The 15,285-nt window shown below is 63.6% G+C and carries 13 protein-coding genes and 1 riboswitch; of the genes, 10 read left to right on the top strand and 3 right to left on the bottom strand.

Features of this window, described 5'->3' with window-relative positions; genetic code table 11:
* Positions 1–52: 52 nt before the first annotated feature.
* Genes fdhF through AC1DMY_RS04685 form a run of 3 tightly spaced genes read left to right on the top strand, consistent with a single transcriptional unit; the run spans position 53 to position 4,007 of the window.
* Complete coding sequence (gene fdhF / locus AC1DMY_RS04695; protein WP_477163835.1) at positions 53–2,935, top strand: formate dehydrogenase subunit alpha; 2,883 nt, start codon at positions 53–55, stop codon at positions 2,933–2,935.
* Positions 2,936–2,937: 2 nt separating this feature from the next.
* Complete coding sequence (gene fdhD / locus AC1DMY_RS04690; protein ID WP_477163834.1) at positions 2,938–3,771, top strand: formate dehydrogenase accessory sulfurtransferase FdhD; 834 nt, start codon at positions 2,938–2,940, stop codon at positions 3,769–3,771.
* Between the two features lie 5 nt (positions 3,772–3,776).
* Positions 3,777–4,007: a formate dehydrogenase subunit delta gene (locus AC1DMY_RS04685; protein WP_477163833.1), complete on the top strand. Its 231-nt coding sequence runs from the start codon at positions 3,777–3,779 to the stop codon at positions 4,005–4,007.
* A gap of 140 nt (positions 4,008–4,147) precedes the next feature.
* Here the strand turns inward: AC1DMY_RS04685 and AC1DMY_RS04680 are convergent, their stop codons facing one another.
* Positions 4,148–4,678 carry a molybdopterin-dependent oxidoreductase gene (locus tag AC1DMY_RS04680; protein WP_477163832.1) on the bottom strand — a complete coding sequence of 177 codons (531 nt, stop codon included), beginning with the start codon at positions 4,676–4,678 and terminating at the stop codon, positions 4,148–4,150.
* A 210-nt stretch (positions 4,679–4,888) separates the two neighbouring features.
* On the opposite strand from AC1DMY_RS04680, the gene AC1DMY_RS04675 reads away from it, so the two are divergent.
* Genes AC1DMY_RS04675 through AC1DMY_RS04655 form a run of 5 tightly spaced genes read left to right on the top strand, consistent with a single transcriptional unit; the run spans position 4,889 to position 9,042 of the window.
* The gene (locus tag AC1DMY_RS04675; RefSeq protein ID WP_477163831.1) at positions 4,889–5,047 is read left to right on the top strand and encodes a nitrate reductase; all 159 of its coding nucleotides are present in this window, start codon (positions 4,889–4,891) and stop codon (positions 5,045–5,047) included.
* A 25-nt stretch (positions 5,048–5,072) separates the two neighbouring features.
* On the top strand, positions 5,073–5,369 hold the full coding sequence (locus tag AC1DMY_RS04670) for a chaperone NapD (RefSeq protein WP_477163830.1): 297 nt from the start codon (positions 5,073–5,075) through the stop codon (positions 5,367–5,369).
* The gene (gene napA, locus AC1DMY_RS04665) at positions 5,366–7,867 is read left to right on the top strand and encodes a periplasmic nitrate reductase subunit alpha (protein ID WP_477163829.1); all 2,502 of its coding nucleotides are present in this window, start codon (positions 5,366–5,368) and stop codon (positions 7,865–7,867) included. Before AC1DMY_RS04670 ends, napA begins: the two co-directional genes overlap by 4 nt.
* Before the next feature lie 10 nt (positions 7,868–7,877).
* On the top strand, positions 7,878–8,441 hold the full coding sequence (locus AC1DMY_RS04660) for a nitrate reductase cytochrome c-type subunit (protein WP_477163828.1): 564 nt from the start codon (positions 7,878–7,880) through the stop codon (positions 8,439–8,441).
* Position 8,442: 1 nt separating this feature from the next.
* Positions 8,443–9,042, top strand: coding sequence for a cytochrome c3 family protein (locus tag AC1DMY_RS04655; RefSeq protein WP_477163827.1), 600 nt, complete (start codon positions 8,443–8,445; stop codon positions 9,040–9,042).
* Between the two features lie 103 nt (positions 9,043–9,145).
* On the opposite strand, the gene AC1DMY_RS04650 is transcribed toward AC1DMY_RS04655, so the two are convergent.
* Entirely contained in the window at positions 9,146–9,568 is a 423-nt protein-coding gene (locus tag AC1DMY_RS04650; protein WP_477163826.1) for a VOC family protein, read from the bottom strand.
* 202 nt (positions 9,569–9,770) lie between these two features.
* A riboswitch (glycine riboswitch) is annotated at positions 9,771–9,879 on the top strand.
* Positions 9,880–9,932: 53 nt separating this feature from the next.
* Between AC1DMY_RS04650 and gcvP the strand changes: the two genes are divergently transcribed.
* A complete protein-coding gene (gcvP, locus tag AC1DMY_RS04645) occupies positions 9,933–12,824 on the top strand; it encodes an aminomethyl-transferring glycine dehydrogenase (RefSeq protein WP_477163825.1) in 2,892 nt (963 codons plus the stop codon).
* 72 nt (positions 12,825–12,896) lie between these two features.
* Here the strand turns inward: gcvP and AC1DMY_RS04640 are convergent, their stop codons facing one another.
* Positions 12,897–13,358, bottom strand: a complete 462-nt coding sequence (locus AC1DMY_RS04640; RefSeq protein WP_477163824.1) for a hypothetical protein — start codon at positions 13,356–13,358, stop codon at positions 12,897–12,899.
* Between the two features lie 470 nt (positions 13,359–13,828).
* Between AC1DMY_RS04640 and AC1DMY_RS04635 the strand changes: the two genes are divergently transcribed.
* Positions 13,829–15,172, top strand: a complete 1,344-nt coding sequence (locus tag AC1DMY_RS04635) for a carbohydrate-binding protein (RefSeq protein WP_477163823.1) — start codon at positions 13,829–13,831, stop codon at positions 15,170–15,172.
* The last annotated feature ends 113 nt before the right edge of the window (positions 15,173–15,285 follow it).

The following is a 15,285-nucleotide window of genomic DNA, read 5'->3' as shown; positions in this document are numbered from 1 at the left end:
CGGTGAGGGAAATGAACGCTCGGACAAGAGTCAAGTTTCACGGAGACACTGCATGCTTTCCATAGTCGAAATCGATCTGGGCACACCCAAATCGACATCGCACACGATGGTGTCGCTGGACATCGACGGCCGTCGCATCGAAGTGCCCGAAGGCACCTCGGTGATGCGTGCCGCCGCGCAGGCAGGCATCAGCATTCCCAAGCTGTGCGCCACCGAGATGCTCGATGCGTTCGGTTCGTGCCGCCTGTGCCTGGTCGAGATCGAAGGTCGCAAGGGCTATCCGGCCTCATGCACCACGCCGGTGAGCGCAGGCATGAAGGTGGCGACGCAGACGCCGAAACTGGCCGAGATCCGCCGCGGCGTGATGGAGCTGTATATCTCCGATCATCCGTTGGACTGCCTCACCTGCCCTGCCAACGGTCATTGCGAACTGCAGGACATGGCGGGCGTGGTCGGCCTGCGCGATGTCCGCTACGGCTATGAAGGCGCCAATCACGTCAAGCCTGCACAAATGGATGGCACCGCCAATCCCTTGTTTGCGGCCAAGGACGAATCCAACCCGTATTTCACCTTCGACCCGTCCAAGTGCATCGCCTGCTCGCGCTGCGTGCGTGCCTGCGACGAAGTGCAAGGCACCTTCGCGCTGACCATCCAGGGTCGCGGTTTCGAATCCAAGGTGGCGGCCAGCCAGAACAACCGCTTCCTGGATTCCGAATGCGTGTCCTGCGGCGCCTGCGTGCAGGCCTGCCCCACGGCAACGCTGTCGGAGAAATCGCTGATCGACAAAGGCCAGGCCGAACACAGCGTGGTCACCACCTGTGCGTATTGCGGCGTCGGCTGCAGTTTCCGGGCGGAGATGAAGGGCCAGGACATCGTGCGCATGGTGCCCAATATGGACGGCCATGCGAACCACGGCCACTCCTGCGTGAAGGGCCGCTTCGCGATCGGCTATGCCACGCATCCCGATCGCATCACCACGCCGATGATCCGCGCCAGGATCTCCGATCCGTGGCGCGTGGTGAGCTGGGAAGAAGCGATCGGCCACGTCGCCAGCGAGTTCAAGCGCCTGCAATCCACCTACGGCACGCATAGCATCGGCGGCATCACCTCCTCGCGTTGCACCAATGAGGAAACCTACCTCGTGCAGAAGCTGGTGCGCGCCGGCTTCGGCAACAACAACGTTGACACCTGCGCGCGCGTCTGCCATTCGCCCACCGGTTACGGCCTCAAGGCCACGCTGGGCGAATCGGCCGGTACGCAGGATTTCGATTCCATCCGCAGCACCGACGTGGTGCTGGTGATCGGCGCCAATCCCACCGATGCACACCCGGTGTTCGGCTCGCAGATGAAGCAGCGCCTGCGCGCCGGGGCGAGGTTGATCGTGGTCGATCCGCGCCGCATTGACCTGGTACGCACACCGCATATCAAGGCCGACTATCACCTGCGCCTGCGCCCGGGCACCAATGTCGCCCTGCTCGATACGCTGGCCCACGTCATCGTCACCGAAGGCCTGGTCGACGAGGACTTCGTCGCGCACCGTTGCGAACCCGAAGCGTTCGCCAAGTGGCGCGCCTTCGTATCGCAAGACAAATACAGCCCCGAGGCGATGGAAAGCGTCACCGGCGTGCCGGCCGAGCTGGTGCGCGGCGCCGCCCGCCTCTATGCCACCGGCGGCAATGGCGCCATCTATTACGGCCTGGGTGTCACCGAACACGCGCAAGGTTCCACCTCGGTGATGGCGATTGCGAACCTCGCCATGGCCACCGGCAATATCGGCCGCGAAGGCGTGGGTGTGAATCCGCTGCGCGGACAGAACAACGTGCAGGGCTCCTGCGATATGGGCTCGTTTCCGCATGAATTCCCTGGCTATCGCCATGTCAGCGATACCACTGTTCGCCAGTCCTTCGAGCAGGCCTGGGGCGTGCCGCTGTTGAGCGAGCCCGGCTTGCGCATTCCCAATATGTTCGAGGCCGCGCTGGATGGCAGCTTCAAGGGTTTGTACATCGAGGGCGAGGATATTGCGCAGTCCGATCCCGACACCCAGCACGTCACCGCCGCGCTGACGTCGATGGAATGCATCGTCGTGCAGGACTTGTTCCTCAACGAGACGGCCAAGTTCGCACATGTCTTCCTGCCCGGCAGCTCGTTCCTCGAAAAGGACGGCACGTTCACCAACGCCGAGCGGCGCATGTCGCTGGTACGCAAGGTGATGGAACCCAAGGGCGGGTATGCCGACTGGGAAATCACCCAGCTGCTGGCGCAGGCCATGGGCTATCCCATGAACTACACGCACGCCTCGCAGATCCTCGATGAAATCGCCGAACTGACACCGACGTTCCATGGGGTCAGCTTCGACAAGATCGAAAAGTTGGGTTCCGTCCAGTGGCCGTGCAACGACGAGCATCCGGAAGGCACGCCAGTCATGCACGTCGACGAATTCGTGCGCGGCAAGGGCCGCTTCATGCTGACGGAATACGTGCCGACCACTGAGAAGGTGAACGCGGAACACCCGCTGATCCTCACCACCGGCCGCATCCTCAGCCAGTACAACGTGGGCGCACAGACGCGTCGCACAGCCAACGTGATGTGGCATGACGAAGACCGTCTGGAAATCCATCCGCACGACGCGGAGGAACGCGGCATCGTCGACAACGACTGGGTCGGCATCGTCAGCCGCGCCGGCGAAACCGTGCTGCGTGCGGTGGTGTCCGAGCGCATGCAGCCGGGCGTGGTCTACACCACCTTCCACTTCCCCGGGTCCGGCGCCAACGTCATCACCACCGAGAATTCGGACTGGGCCACCAACTGCCCCGAGTACAAGGTGACGGCCGTGCAAGTGACGCGCGTGAGCCAGCCGTCCGAGTGGCAGAAGCGCTATCGCGCATTCAGCGAGGCGCAGGAAGCGTTGCTCGAACAGTCGGCGAAGCCCGCTTGACCATGGCTGACGAAGACGAAGCGATGCGCGGCTATGCCGTGCGTTCCGTCGATCGCTGGCGCAACGGCGCCGCCACGCACGAAGAGGATTTCGTCGCCGAAGAAATACCCATTGCCATGATCTACAACGGCGCGACCTTCGCCGTGATGATGGCAACGCCGCACGACCTGGACGATTTCGCGCTGGGCTTCTCGCTTACCGAGCGTCTGATCAGCGAGCCCGCGCAGCTGCTGGAGTTGGAAGTACGCACGCTGATCGAAGGCATCGAGCTGGCGATGCGGGTGACTGACGATGCGCATGGCGCGCACCTCGGGCGCGAACAGGAACGCCTGTTGCCCGGCCGCAGTGGTTGCGGCATCTGCGGAACGCGGGATCTCGAGAACGCCGTGCGCCACGACGGTCCTGTGGGCGAAGGTCCCGCGGTGTCGCGCAAGGCACTGGAAATCGCCCTGCACGAACTCAAGAGCCGCCAGCCGGTGAACCTGGCGACGGGCGCCGTGCATGGAGCCGCCTGGGCCAACGCCTCAGGCCAGATCCTGCTGGTGCGCGAGGACGTCGGCCGCCATAACGCCCTGGACAAACTCATCGGCGCGATGACCCGTGCGGGCATCGACGTCAACGACGGCTTCGCCGTGGTGACCAGTCGCGCCAGCTACGAAATGGTCACCAAGGCCGCCAGCGCGGGCATCGCCATGCTTGCGGCGATCTCGGCACCCACCGCGCTGGCGGTCGAGCTGGCGCGCAGCGCCGGCATCACCCTGGTGGGTTTTGCGCGTCCCGGCAGCCACAATATCTACAGCCATCCCGGCCGCCTGCTGCCGCCGGTGTCAGGGTAAGCACGATGCGCATCGAACGACTCGTCACCATGGCGAACGACATCGCCACCTATTTCACCGTCGAGCCCGATCATGCGGCGGCGGTGATCAGCGTGCGTGATCACCTGAAGCGATTCTGGGATCCGAGCATGCGGCGGCAGTTGAAGGCTTATCTTGAGGAAGGAGGCGAGGGTTTGATTCCGCTCGCGCGAGAGGCGGTGAGTGGATTGGAGCTGCCGCCGGCAGACGCGGGCTAAACCTCGCCGCCGGACGCATCCATACCTTTGTGGGAGCGCACTTTGTGGGAGCGCACCCTGTGCGCGACAGTCACGCTGCGGTGTACTGCTCCGTAGGTTTGTCGCGCACAGGGTGCGCTCCCACAGGGCAGCTCACCTCATCACGGCCGCGCCGTCGTGCCACCGTCGACCACTTCAATCGAGATGACGTTCCGCACCCAACGCGCCGGCCGCTTGTCACCCGGCACCAACAGCCGCACCGGGCCATCCTTGTCCAACGCCTTGCCGTCGCGCACATCCACCAGCAACACCTGCGTATGCCCCAGCGTGGGATCAAGATCCGCCAAGCCAAACACCACCTGATACTGATCAGCCGCCGTCACCCGCACGAACGACGCCAGCGCGCGACCGCGCAGCGGCTTGTCCAGCGACACACCGGCTTGCGCCAACACATCTTCGAGCTTTACGCCCCGCCATTGGCTGGCAGCTTCGTCGTGCGCGGAGGCCGAGACTTCTTCGTGCGGCATGGCAGCCAAGGTCTTGGCATCCAGCGATAGCACGGGCTTGCCTGCGACCATCACTTGAATGGCCATCGGTGTGGCGGGCGCATCGGCGCCATGGGCGAAAAGGACGACCCAAACGCCCAGCAACAGAGCACTAAGGGCATATCGATGCCACCTGCGGATTGCCATGCCTGGCTCCCTATCGTCAGTGAATTCACGCGGCTTTCACCGCTGCGGAAAAGCCCGAAGCGTACACTCGGCTTGTTGCATCGAAGCATGCCTTGTCAGCGATTGCCAATACGGATGGCTGCTCTGATCCAGATCAGGGGGCCAGGGGAATGATCGGTTTAGCTTAACGCGCAGATCTGGGAAGTACCGTCCAGCCTGTGGGAGGTGCGCGTGGAACCATCGACCAGCCTGAGCACCCGCAAGCAGGAGCGCACGACGTTCCTGTTGCTGCTCTTTCTCTTCCCCGTGCTGTCGGTGATGTTTATCGCCGCCTTCGGCTTCGCCGTGTGGTTCTGGCAGATGTTTGTCAGCGGCCCGCCACATGTCTGACCTTGGCCAACCGCAGGGGGCTGCCATGAGGGATGAGCATCACATCTCCAGCCTGGTCGTCCTGCATCGCCCGGACGCCGCGCAGACGCTCCGCGCCTTCGTCGACGGCCACGACGCACTGGACATCGCCGTGCAAGGCGATTGCCGCTGCGTGATGGTGTGCGAAACCGACAACCAGCGCGCCGTGATGGATCACATCGACGCGCTGCAGATGCTGCCCGGCGTTATCAACGTATCGCTGATCTATCACCACGTGGAGCCCGCCGCCGCCATGGACGAACTGGTATCCGCGGGCGCATCACATCAAGGAGCCGAGCCATGACCCTGTCCATGACACGCCGCGAATTCATCCGCAACACGGCGGTTGCGGTCGCTGCCAACGTGGCTGGCCTGGCCGTACCCGCCGCCGCCACCAATGTGCTGCTGGAAGGGGACATGGTCCAGCTCAAATGGAGCAAGGCGCCCTGCCGCTTCTGCGGCACCGGCTGCGGCGTCAACGTGGCGGTGAAGGATGGACGCGTGGTGGCCACGCACGGCGACCAGCTCGCCGAGGTCAACCGCGGCATCAACTGCGTGAAGGGTTACTTCCTCTCCAAGATCATGTACGGCGCGGACCGCCTGACGACGCCGATGCTGCGCAAGAAGAACGGCGTCTACGCCAAGGACGGCGCGTTCACCGAAGTCTCGTGGGACGAGGCGTTCGACGTGATGGCGGCGCAGTTCAAGCGCGTACTCAAGGAGAAAGGGCCCGAAGCCGTCGGCATGTTCGGCTCCGGCCAATGGACGGTGTGGGAAGGCTACGCGGCCAACAAGCTGCTCAAGGGTGGTTTCCGCAGCAATACGCTCGATCCCAATGCACGCCACTGCATGGCTTCGGCCGTGATGGGCTTCATGCGCACGTTCGGCATGGACGAGCCCATGGGCTGCTACGACGACATCGAAGCGGCCGATGCGTTCGTGCTGTGGGGTTCGAACATGGCCGAGATGCATCCCATCCTGTGGACGCGCGTCACCGATCGACGCCTTTCCAATCCCAACGTCAAAGTGGCCGTGCTGTCGACGTTCGAGCATCGCAGCTTCGAACTGGCCGACATCCCCATCGTATTCACCCCGCAGACCGACCTGGTAATCCTCAACTACATTGCCAACCACATCATCAAGACCAATCGCGTCAACAAGGATTTCGTCGCCAAGCACACCAGCTTCAAACGTGGCGTCACCGACATCGGCTACGGCCTGCGCCCCGACGATCCGCTCGAAGAAAAAGCCAAGAACGCAAAAGACCCGACCGCCAGCGATCCGATCGACTTCGACCAGTTCGCCGCGTTCGTGGCGCCCTACACGCTGGAAAAGACCGTCGAAATGACGGGCGTGGAAAAGGGCTGGCTGCAGCAGCTCGCCGAGCTCTATGCCAATCCGGACATCAAGGTCGTGTCGTTCTGGACCATGGGTTTCAACCAGCACACCCGCGGCGTGTGGGCCAACAATATGGTCTACAACATCCACCTGCTCACCGGCAAAATCGCCACGCCCGGCAATAGCCCGTTCTCGCTGACCGGCCAGCCCTCCGCCTGCGGCACGGCGCGCGAAGTAGGCGTGTTCAGTCACCGCCTGCCTGCCGACATGGTGGTCACCAATCCGGAGCACCGCAAGCACGCCGAGGAGATCTGGAAGATCCCGCACGGCATCATCCAGCCCAAGCCCGGCTACCACGCGGTGCAGCAGAACCGCATGCTGCGCGATGGCAAGCTCAACGCCTACTGGGTGCTGTGCAACAACAACGTGCAGGCCGGCGCGAACCTGATGCAGGAGACGTATCTGGGCTATCGCGATCCACGCAATTTCATCGTGGTGTCGGACGCCTACCCCACCGTCACCGCGCAGTCAGCCGATCTCATTCTTCCCGCAGCGATGTGGGTAGAGAAAGAAGGTGCCTACGGCAACGCCGAGCGGCGCACGCAGTTCTGGCACCAACTGGTGAAGGCGCCCGGACAGGCCCGCTCGGACCTGTGGCAGCTGATGGAATTTTCCAAACGCTTCACCACCGACGAATGCTGGCCGGCGGAGATCCTAGCTGCCAATCCGCAGTTCAAGGGCAAGACCTTGTTCGACGTGCTCTATCGCAACGGCAACGTGGACAAGTTCCCGACCACCGAGATGGAAGCGGGCTACGACAACGACGAAGCAGCCGCGTTCGGCTTCTACGTGCAAAAAGGCCTGTTCGAGGAATACGCAGCCTTTGGCCGGGGCCATGGGCACGATCTCGCACCGTTCGACGATTATCACAAGGCGCGCGGCCTGCGCTGGCCCGTGGTCGATGGCAAGGAGACGCGCTGGCGTTATCGCGAGGGTGCCGATCCGTATGTGAAAGCGGGCACGGGATTCGAGTTCTATGGCAATCCGGACGGACGTGCCGTGATCTGGGCCCTGCCCTATGAGGCACCGCCCGAAATACCGGACAAAGAATACGACCTGTGGTTGTCCACCGGCCGCGTGCTCGAGCACTGGCACTCCGGTTCGATGACCATGCGCGTGCCGGAGTTGTATCGCGCTTTCCCGGAAGCCGTCGTATTCATGAATCCCGACGATGCGCGATCGCGCGGACTCAAGCGCGGCGATGAAGTGAAGGTGATTTCGCGTCGCGGCGAGATGCGTTCGCGGGTGGAGACGCGCGGGCGCAACAAGCCGCCGCAAGGCCTGGTATTCGTGCCGTGGTTCGACGCCGGCCAGCTGATCAACAAGGTCACGCTGGACGCGACCGATCCGATCTCCAAACAGACCGACTACAAGAAGTGTGCGGTCAAGGTCGTGGCGGTTTAGGAGAGACATGATGCGCGACAAAGCCCTCATCGTCCTCGCGGTCATCGTGGTGTTGGTGGCCTCCGCAGTCGGTTTCGCGGTGGGCAGGAAGTCCTCGCCCGAACCGCACGTGGCCGCCGTGCAGAACACTGCGCCACCGGCGGTCGCGAGCACGGCCGAACCCGTGCCCGCAGGCGACCAGATCGACGCCATCCGACGCGGCGCCCCGGTAAACCAGGAAATAGCCGCACCGTTGCTGGCCCGTGTGGAGAACGCGGACATCAAGCGCGTGCGCGCCTATCCGATGCAGCCGCCGACGATTCCGCACTCCATCGACAACTACCAGATCGACAAGAATTCCAATCGCTGCCTGCTGTGCCACGCGCGCGCCAACGCGGACAAGTTCCAGGCGCCGCCGGTAAGCGTCACCCACTACATGGATCGCAACGACCAGTTCCTCGCCACCATTTCGCCGCGCCGCTACTTCTGCAACCAGTGCCATGTGGTGCAGACCGACGCCAAGCCGCTGGTCGCCAACAACTTCAAAGACATCGACACCGTGCTCTCCGAGCAGCCCGAGCAGAAGGCGAACTGATATGTGGCCGCGGCTCAAGGAATGGCTCATCGCGTTATGGCGGACGATCCGCCGCCCCAGCGTCCACTACAGCCTCGGCTTTCTCACCCTGGGCGGATTCATCGCGGGCGTGATGTTCTGGGGTGCGTTCAACACGGGTCTTGAGTTGACCAATACCGAGGCGTTCTGCACGGGTTGCCACGAGATGCACGACAACGTCTTCCAGGAACTGAAGTCGACCATCCATTACACCAACCGCTCCGGCGTGCGCGCCACCTGCCCCGACTGCCACGTGCCGCATCAGTGGACGGACAAGATCGCGCGCAAGATGCAGGCCTCCAAGGAGGTCTACGGCAAGATCTTCGGCACCGTCAACACCCGTGAAAAATTCCTCGACCACCGCCTGGAACTGGCCGAACACGAATGGGCGCGATTGAAAGCCAACGATTCGCTGGAATGCCGAAATTGCCACAACTACACATCGATGGACCTCACGCGCCAGTCGACGCGCGCGGCGGAAATCCACAAGCGCTGGCTGGGCTCGGGCGAGAAGACCTGCATCGATTGCCACAAGGGCATCGCGCATCATTTGCCGGATATGACCGGCGTGCCGCAAGGCTGAGGAGGCCGCCCTCCCTGTGGGAGCGACCCTGTGCGCGACCGTCCCGCTGCGGCGCACCTCTCCGCCGGGTCGTCGCGCACAGGGTGCGCTCCCACAAGGGCGGTCAGGTAGCGGCGGGCGGCCCCTTCAACTCGACCATATTCCCCTGCGGGTCGTACAAATAAATCGACGGCCCCTCACCCTTCGCCCCATAGCGCGACCCGATCTCCCCCATGCGCACCCCGTGCGCCTTGAGGTGGGCCACGATGGCCGCCTCGTCATAGTTCTCCACCTGCAGGCACAGGTGGTCCATGTTGTGGCCCTGCTCGCCCGGCCCCGCGCCGCCCAGGCGACCGAGTTTGCTGTCCAGCGCCACCAGGTCGACCAGCGAGTCGCCGGCACGCAACTGGACCAGGCCGATCTCGTCCTGGCGGCGCTCTTCCCGGCAGCCCAAGACGTCGACATAGAAGCGCTCCATGGCCCCGGCATCGCGCACGCGCAGCACCACGTGGTCGATCCGGGCCAGCTGAAACGGGGGCTTGGGCATGGGGAGGCTCCTGGGGCGGGCCTTTCATCTTATTCCGTTTGAGACAAGGCCCACACGGCGGACGCGCCCCCGACCGCCAGGGAGGAAATCCCGGCCGAGGCAGCTTATAATCGTCGTCGTTTAGCGTGTGGTGGGAGAAGCGGTGAGAACCGCTGCCGAAGGCGCAACGCCCGTAATCGCTCAGGCCCCAGACCATCACACGCACAGAAACTCTGGAGAGACCGGTTAGATCCGGCGCCGAAGGGGCACGAAGCGTGGGCTCATTGAGCCTGCTCTTCCAAACTCTCAGGCAAAAGGACAGAGGGGCGCTTCGCGTGCGGCATGCACGTTCGGCCTTTATTGGCCATTTTCGGAAGCCCCTGCCATGAGTCAGAACGCCCATCCTTCCCTGCGTGATCTCGAGCACCACGACGCCTTCATCGAGCGTCACATCGGCCCCAACGACGCAGAAATCGCCAAGATGCTCGCGCTGGTGGGCTACGACTCGCTGGAAGCGATGACCGACGCCATCGTGCCGGGCAAGATCAAGTCGCCGGCGCCGCTGGCCCTGCCCTCGCCGATCACCGAAGTGGAAGCGTTGGCCAAGATCCGCGCCATCGCCGACAAGAACCAGGTGTTCCGCAGCTTCATCGGCCAGGGCTACTACGGCACGCTGACCCCGAACGTCATCCTGCGCAACATCCTGGAGAACCCGGCGTGGTACACGGCCTATACGCCGTACCAGGCCGAGATTTCGCAGGGCCGCATGGAAGCGCTGATCAACTTCCAGACCATGTGCGCCGACCTCACCGGCATGGAGATCGCCAACGCGTCCCTGCTCGATGAAGGCACCGCCGCCGCCGAAGCGATGACGCTGGCCAAGCGCTCGGCCAAGTCCAAGTCCAACGTATTCTTCGTTTCCAACGCCGTGCACCCGCAGACGCTGGAAGTGATCAAGACCCGCGCCGAGGCGATGGGCATCGACCTGCACATCGGCGACGACAGCGAAGCCACCAGCGTCGACAGCTACGGCGTGCTGCTGCAGTACCCCAACACCTTCGGCCAGATCAACGACTACAAGGCGCTGGCCGACGCCGTGCACAAGCGCAACGGCGTGGTCTGCGTGGCCACCGACCTGCTCGCCCTCACCGTGATCGCCTCGCCGGGCGAATGGGGCGCGGACATCGTGGTCGGCAACACCCAGCGTTTCGGCGTGCCGTTCGGTTTCGGCGGCCCGCATGCGGCGTTCATGGCTTGCCGCGACAGCTACAAGCGTTCGATGCCGGGCCGCCTGATCGGCGTCTCCATCGACGCCGAAGGCAAACCGGCCTACCGCCTCACCTTGCAGACGCGCGAACAGCACATCCGCCGCGAGAAGGCCACTTCCAACATCTGTACCGCGCAGGTGCTGCTCGCCGTGATGGCCAGCATGTACGCCGTGTATCACGGTCCGGAAGGGCTTACCCGCATTGCCCGTCGCGTGCATCGCCTGGCCTCGATCCTCTTCGTGGCGCTGCGCCAGGCCGGCGTTGCAGCCAACACGCACTTCTTCGACACCTTGCATATCACCGGCGTCGATGCGGCCGCGCTGCACGCCAAGGCGCGCGCTGCCGGCTTCAACCTGCGCCCGATCGATGCCAACAGCGTCGGCATCAGCCTGGACGAGACCACCACGCGCGACGAAGTGATCGCGCTGGCCACGGTGTTCGGCGCTTCGATCACCGACATTGACGCACTCGATGCCAGCGTGCACGACGCATTGCCGCCGGGCCTGCTGCGCAAGACCAAGTTCCTTACGCACCCGGCCTTCAACACGCACCACAGCGAGCACGAACTGCTGCGCTATATGCGTTCGCTGGCCGACAAGGATCTGGCGATGGATCGCACCATGATCCCGCTGGGCAGCTGCACCATGAAGCTCAACGCCACCGCCGAGATGATCCCGGTGACGTGGCCTGAGTTTGCCAACATCCATCCGCTGGCCCCGGCCGACCAGGCCACCGGCTACAAGCAGCTCATCGATGAGCTCGAAGCGATGCTGGTGGAGTGCACCGGCTACGACGCCGTCAGCCTGCAGCCGAACTCCGGCGCCCAGGGCGAGTACGCCGGCCTGCTCGCCATTCGCGCCTATCACCGCTCGCGCGGCGAAGGCCATCGCGATATCTGCCTGATCCCGGAATCCGCCCACGGCACCAACCCCGCCTCCGCGCAGATGTGCGGCATGCAGGTGGTGGTGACCAAGTGCGATGCGAATGGCAACGTCGACGTGGAAGACATCAAGCGCGCCGCCGAGAAGTTCAGCGATCGCCTCGCCGCGCTGATGATCACCTACCCGTCCACGCACGGCGTGTTCGAGGAAGACATCGTCAAGATCTGCGAGATCGTGCATGAGCACGGCGGCCAGGTGTACACGGACGGCGCCAACATGAATGCGCTGGTCGGCGTGGCCAAGCCGGGCAAGTGGGGTTCGGACGTCTCGCACCTCAACCTGCACAAGACCTTCTGCATCCCGCACGGCGGCGGCGGCCCGGGCGTGGGCCCGTGCGCAGTGAAGTCGCACCTGGCTCCGTTCCTGCCGGGAACGTACGGCGCTGAAAGCACCGTAGGCATGGTGAGCGCGGCGAGCTACGGCTCCGCCTCGATCCTGCCGATCAGCTGGATGTACATCACCATGATGGGCGCCGGCGGCCTGCGCCGCGCCACCCAGGTCGCGCTGCTCAACGCCAACTACATCGCCAAGCGCCTGGCGCCGCATTACGAGACGCTCTACACCGGCCGCAACGGCCTGGTGGCGCACGAGTGCATCCTCGACCTGCGTCCGCTCAAGGACAGCACCGGCATCGGTGCGGAAGACGTGGCCAAGCGTCTTATCGACTTCGGCTTCCACGCACCCACGCTGAGCTTCCCGGTGGCCGGCACGCTGATGGTCGAACCGACCGAAAGCGAATCGCAGTACGAGCTCGATCGTTTCATCGACGCCATGATCCAGATCCGCGACGAAATCCGCGCCGTGGACGAAGGCAAGCTCGACCGCGAAGACAACCCGCTCAAGCACGCCCCGCACACCGCCGTGATGGTGTCGGCGTCGGAGTGGACCCACGCCTACACCCGCGAACTGGCCGCCTTCCCGCTACCCAGCCTGAAGTTCCAGAAGTACTGGTCGCCGGTGGCCCGCGTGGACAACGTCTACGGCGACAAGAACGTGTTCTGCAGCTGCGTGCCGGTGGAAGCGTTCAAGGGCGAGATCGAGGCGTTTAGCGAACCGAACGTCGCTTAAGCTTGCCTGCATCGTGAATGGAAAAAGGGCTCCGCATGCGGAGCCCTTTTTTGTTGAATGCCATGCATCACGTCAGACGCTTGCGACGACAGGCTCCTGTGATTTGGCCGCGAGCATGCGATGGTAGGCAAACGTGCCGCGCACGCCATTGATAAAGCAAAACAGCAGCACCACGGCCATGAAGATTCCAAAGTAAGCCTGAGGCTGCGTGGCAAACTGGAAAATCTTTTCAAAGACAAACAGCGCCAGACCGATCACCGCGAACACCCGCGAGCGAGCCCGGATGCGCCAGGCAATGATGGCCAGGAACAGCACGTCAGCGTAGGCGAACGCATTGATGCCCATGACGGTGTGGTTGGACAGCAGGCTGATGGTGGCGACGACTGCCGTCACGACCGCACAGAACACTGCGGCCCAGAAGCCCTGATTGGATGCCTGCTCGGCATCGGCGATGTTTCCGAACGTCGGCCAGTACCAGCGTTCCTGCTTGTAACGCGATCCCATAACTCCCCCTGTGAATTCTTGCGCCGGCACCCCCGTGCCGGTTCGGCGATGTTAGGCGGTATCTGATGTTTCGGCATCTGGCCGGATAGCCAAACTCCGCGATAGACAACGTTGTCAGAAAAGTCTTAGTCAAGGAAATGTGGACGTCCAGACGTCCAGGCCGAATTTATTGCATGGCACCATGGCATGTTTGCCTGATAACGGAGGATCGAAGTGCACTCATCGCTGCAACGCACGAAAAATCCCTGTTTTCCGGCCCTACTCCCCTACAACCTTGCGGGGTAATCAGGCCCGCCATTTCACAACCAGGGTCACAGTTTGCTTTGAAGATTGAGGACAACGTTGTCATCCGTGGACGCGAACAGACATTGCCGCAGGCCGGACAAGTCGCGGTGCGCAGAGACACACGAGGGGATATTTACGCTCGCCGCCCATGGGCCACGGCTGGTCACCACGGACACATCCGCCTTTTGATGCAGCACAAACCAGGAGACGATTCCATGCAGATGAAGCAATCGGTCGTTCGGTTTCGCACGGCACTCCACGCGCTCGGCACCACCGCCGGCGGCGCCATGGCCATGAGCCTGATGACGCTCGCCCCCATTCAAGCCGTACACGCGCAGGCCACGTGCGCCGCGGCATGGAGCGCAAGCACGGTTTACACCGGCGGCCAGACCGCCAGCGAGAACGGCACCAACTACCTCGCCAACTGGTGGACGCAGGGCAATGACCCGGCCACCAACAGCGGCGGCGCCGGCTCCGGCCAGCCGTGGACCTCGCAAGGCGCGTGTACGGGCGGTTCGTCCGGTGGCGGCGGCACAGGCGGCGGTGGTACCGGCGGTGGCGGCACGGGTGGCGGTAGCACTGGCCCAACCAATCCGCCCGGCACCGGCGCGAACCTGGTGTTCAGTCCTTACAAGGACGTGACCATCAACCTCAACTGGAACACCAATGTCATGCAGACCGCGGCGGCCACGGGCTCGTCGATACCGGTGGTCGGCAGCGGCAGTCTCAAGTCCAACTACGTGACCAACCTCGGCGCCATCACCCTCGCCTTCGCCACCGGCGAATGCGGCAGCGAAAACTGGGGCGGCGTCCCGGGCGCCAGCTTCGCCAGCGCCAATATCTCCGCGCTCTCCAATGCCGGCGTGTCCTACATCGTCTCCACCGGCGGCCAGGCAGGCACCTTCACCTGCGGCAGCACCGCCAACTTCGCTACGTTCCTGTCGCGCTACATGTCGCCGAAGATGGTGGGCGTGGACTTCGACATCGAAGGCGGCCAATCGCAGGCGACCATCAACAATCTCGTGGCTGCCGCCGTGTACGGCCAGTCGCTGTATCCCAACCTGCGCTTCTCCTTCACCCTCGCCACGCTGGGCGCGTCCGACGGCAGCTACGGCGGCGTCAACAGCCTCGGCGATATGGTGGTGAAGGCGATCAAGGCCTCCTCACTGACCAACTACACCATCAACCTGATGGCGATGGACTACGGCTCGTCCGCCGCCTCGTACTTGTGCGTGGTGTCGGGCAGCAGCTGCGACATGGGCCAGTCGGCCATCCAGGCGGTGAAGAATCTCGAACACACCTACGGCATCTCGCCGAACAAGATCGAGATCACCCCGATGATCGGCATCAACGACGCGGCGAGTGAAAACTTCACCATCGCCAACGCCGACGCCATCACCACCTACGCCGTCGCCAACGGCCTCGCCGGCATCCACTTCTGGTCACTCGACCGCGATACGCCGTGCAATCAGAACTACGCCTCGCCGACTTGCAACTCGGTGCCGTCGACCACGCCGCTGCAGTATACGAAGCGGTTCTTGAGTGATTTGGGGCGGTAACTTAGCGTGCGGCGGACCACAGAGGTCCGCCGCCTTCGCTTCGCATCGGCACGCTTCCTAGGCCGTGTGCGGATCCCGACGATGCGGCTGATTGCCTCGCATCGGGAGTAATA

This window comes from Dyella sp. 01L423 (assembly GCF_056399945.1).
Note: the sequence above shows the minus strand (reverse complement) of the source record. Positions and strands in the feature narration are given on the sequence as shown.

Excerpts from the sequence above, each read along its gene's own strand:
- fdhF (WP_477163835.1), top strand. The coding sequence starts at position 53 with ATGCTTTCCATAGTCGAAATCGATCTGGGCACACCCAAATCGACATCG.
- fdhD (WP_477163834.1), top strand. The coding sequence starts at position 2,938 with ATGGCTGACGAAGACGAAGCGATGCGCGGCTATGCCGTGCGTTCCGTC.
- AC1DMY_RS04685 (WP_477163833.1), top strand. The coding sequence starts at position 3,777 with ATGCGCATCGAACGACTCGTCACCATGGCGAACGACATCGCCACCTAT.
- AC1DMY_RS04680 (WP_477163832.1), bottom strand. The coding sequence starts at position 4,678 with ATGGCAATCCGCAGGTGGCATCGATATGCCCTTAGTGCTCTGTTGCTG.
- AC1DMY_RS04670 (WP_477163830.1), top strand. The coding sequence starts at position 5,073 with ATGAGGGATGAGCATCACATCTCCAGCCTGGTCGTCCTGCATCGCCCG.
- napA (WP_477163829.1), top strand. The coding sequence starts at position 5,366 with ATGACCCTGTCCATGACACGCCGCGAATTCATCCGCAACACGGCGGTT.
- AC1DMY_RS04660 (WP_477163828.1), top strand. The coding sequence starts at position 7,878 with ATGCGCGACAAAGCCCTCATCGTCCTCGCGGTCATCGTGGTGTTGGTG.
- AC1DMY_RS04655 (WP_477163827.1), top strand. The coding sequence starts at position 8,443 with ATGTGGCCGCGGCTCAAGGAATGGCTCATCGCGTTATGGCGGACGATC.
- AC1DMY_RS04650 (WP_477163826.1), bottom strand. The coding sequence starts at position 9,568 with ATGCCCAAGCCCCCGTTTCAGCTGGCCCGGATCGACCACGTGGTGCTG.
- gcvP (WP_477163825.1), top strand. The coding sequence starts at position 9,933 with ATGAGTCAGAACGCCCATCCTTCCCTGCGTGATCTCGAGCACCACGAC.
- AC1DMY_RS04635 (WP_477163823.1), top strand. The coding sequence starts at position 13,829 with ATGCAGATGAAGCAATCGGTCGTTCGGTTTCGCACGGCACTCCACGCG.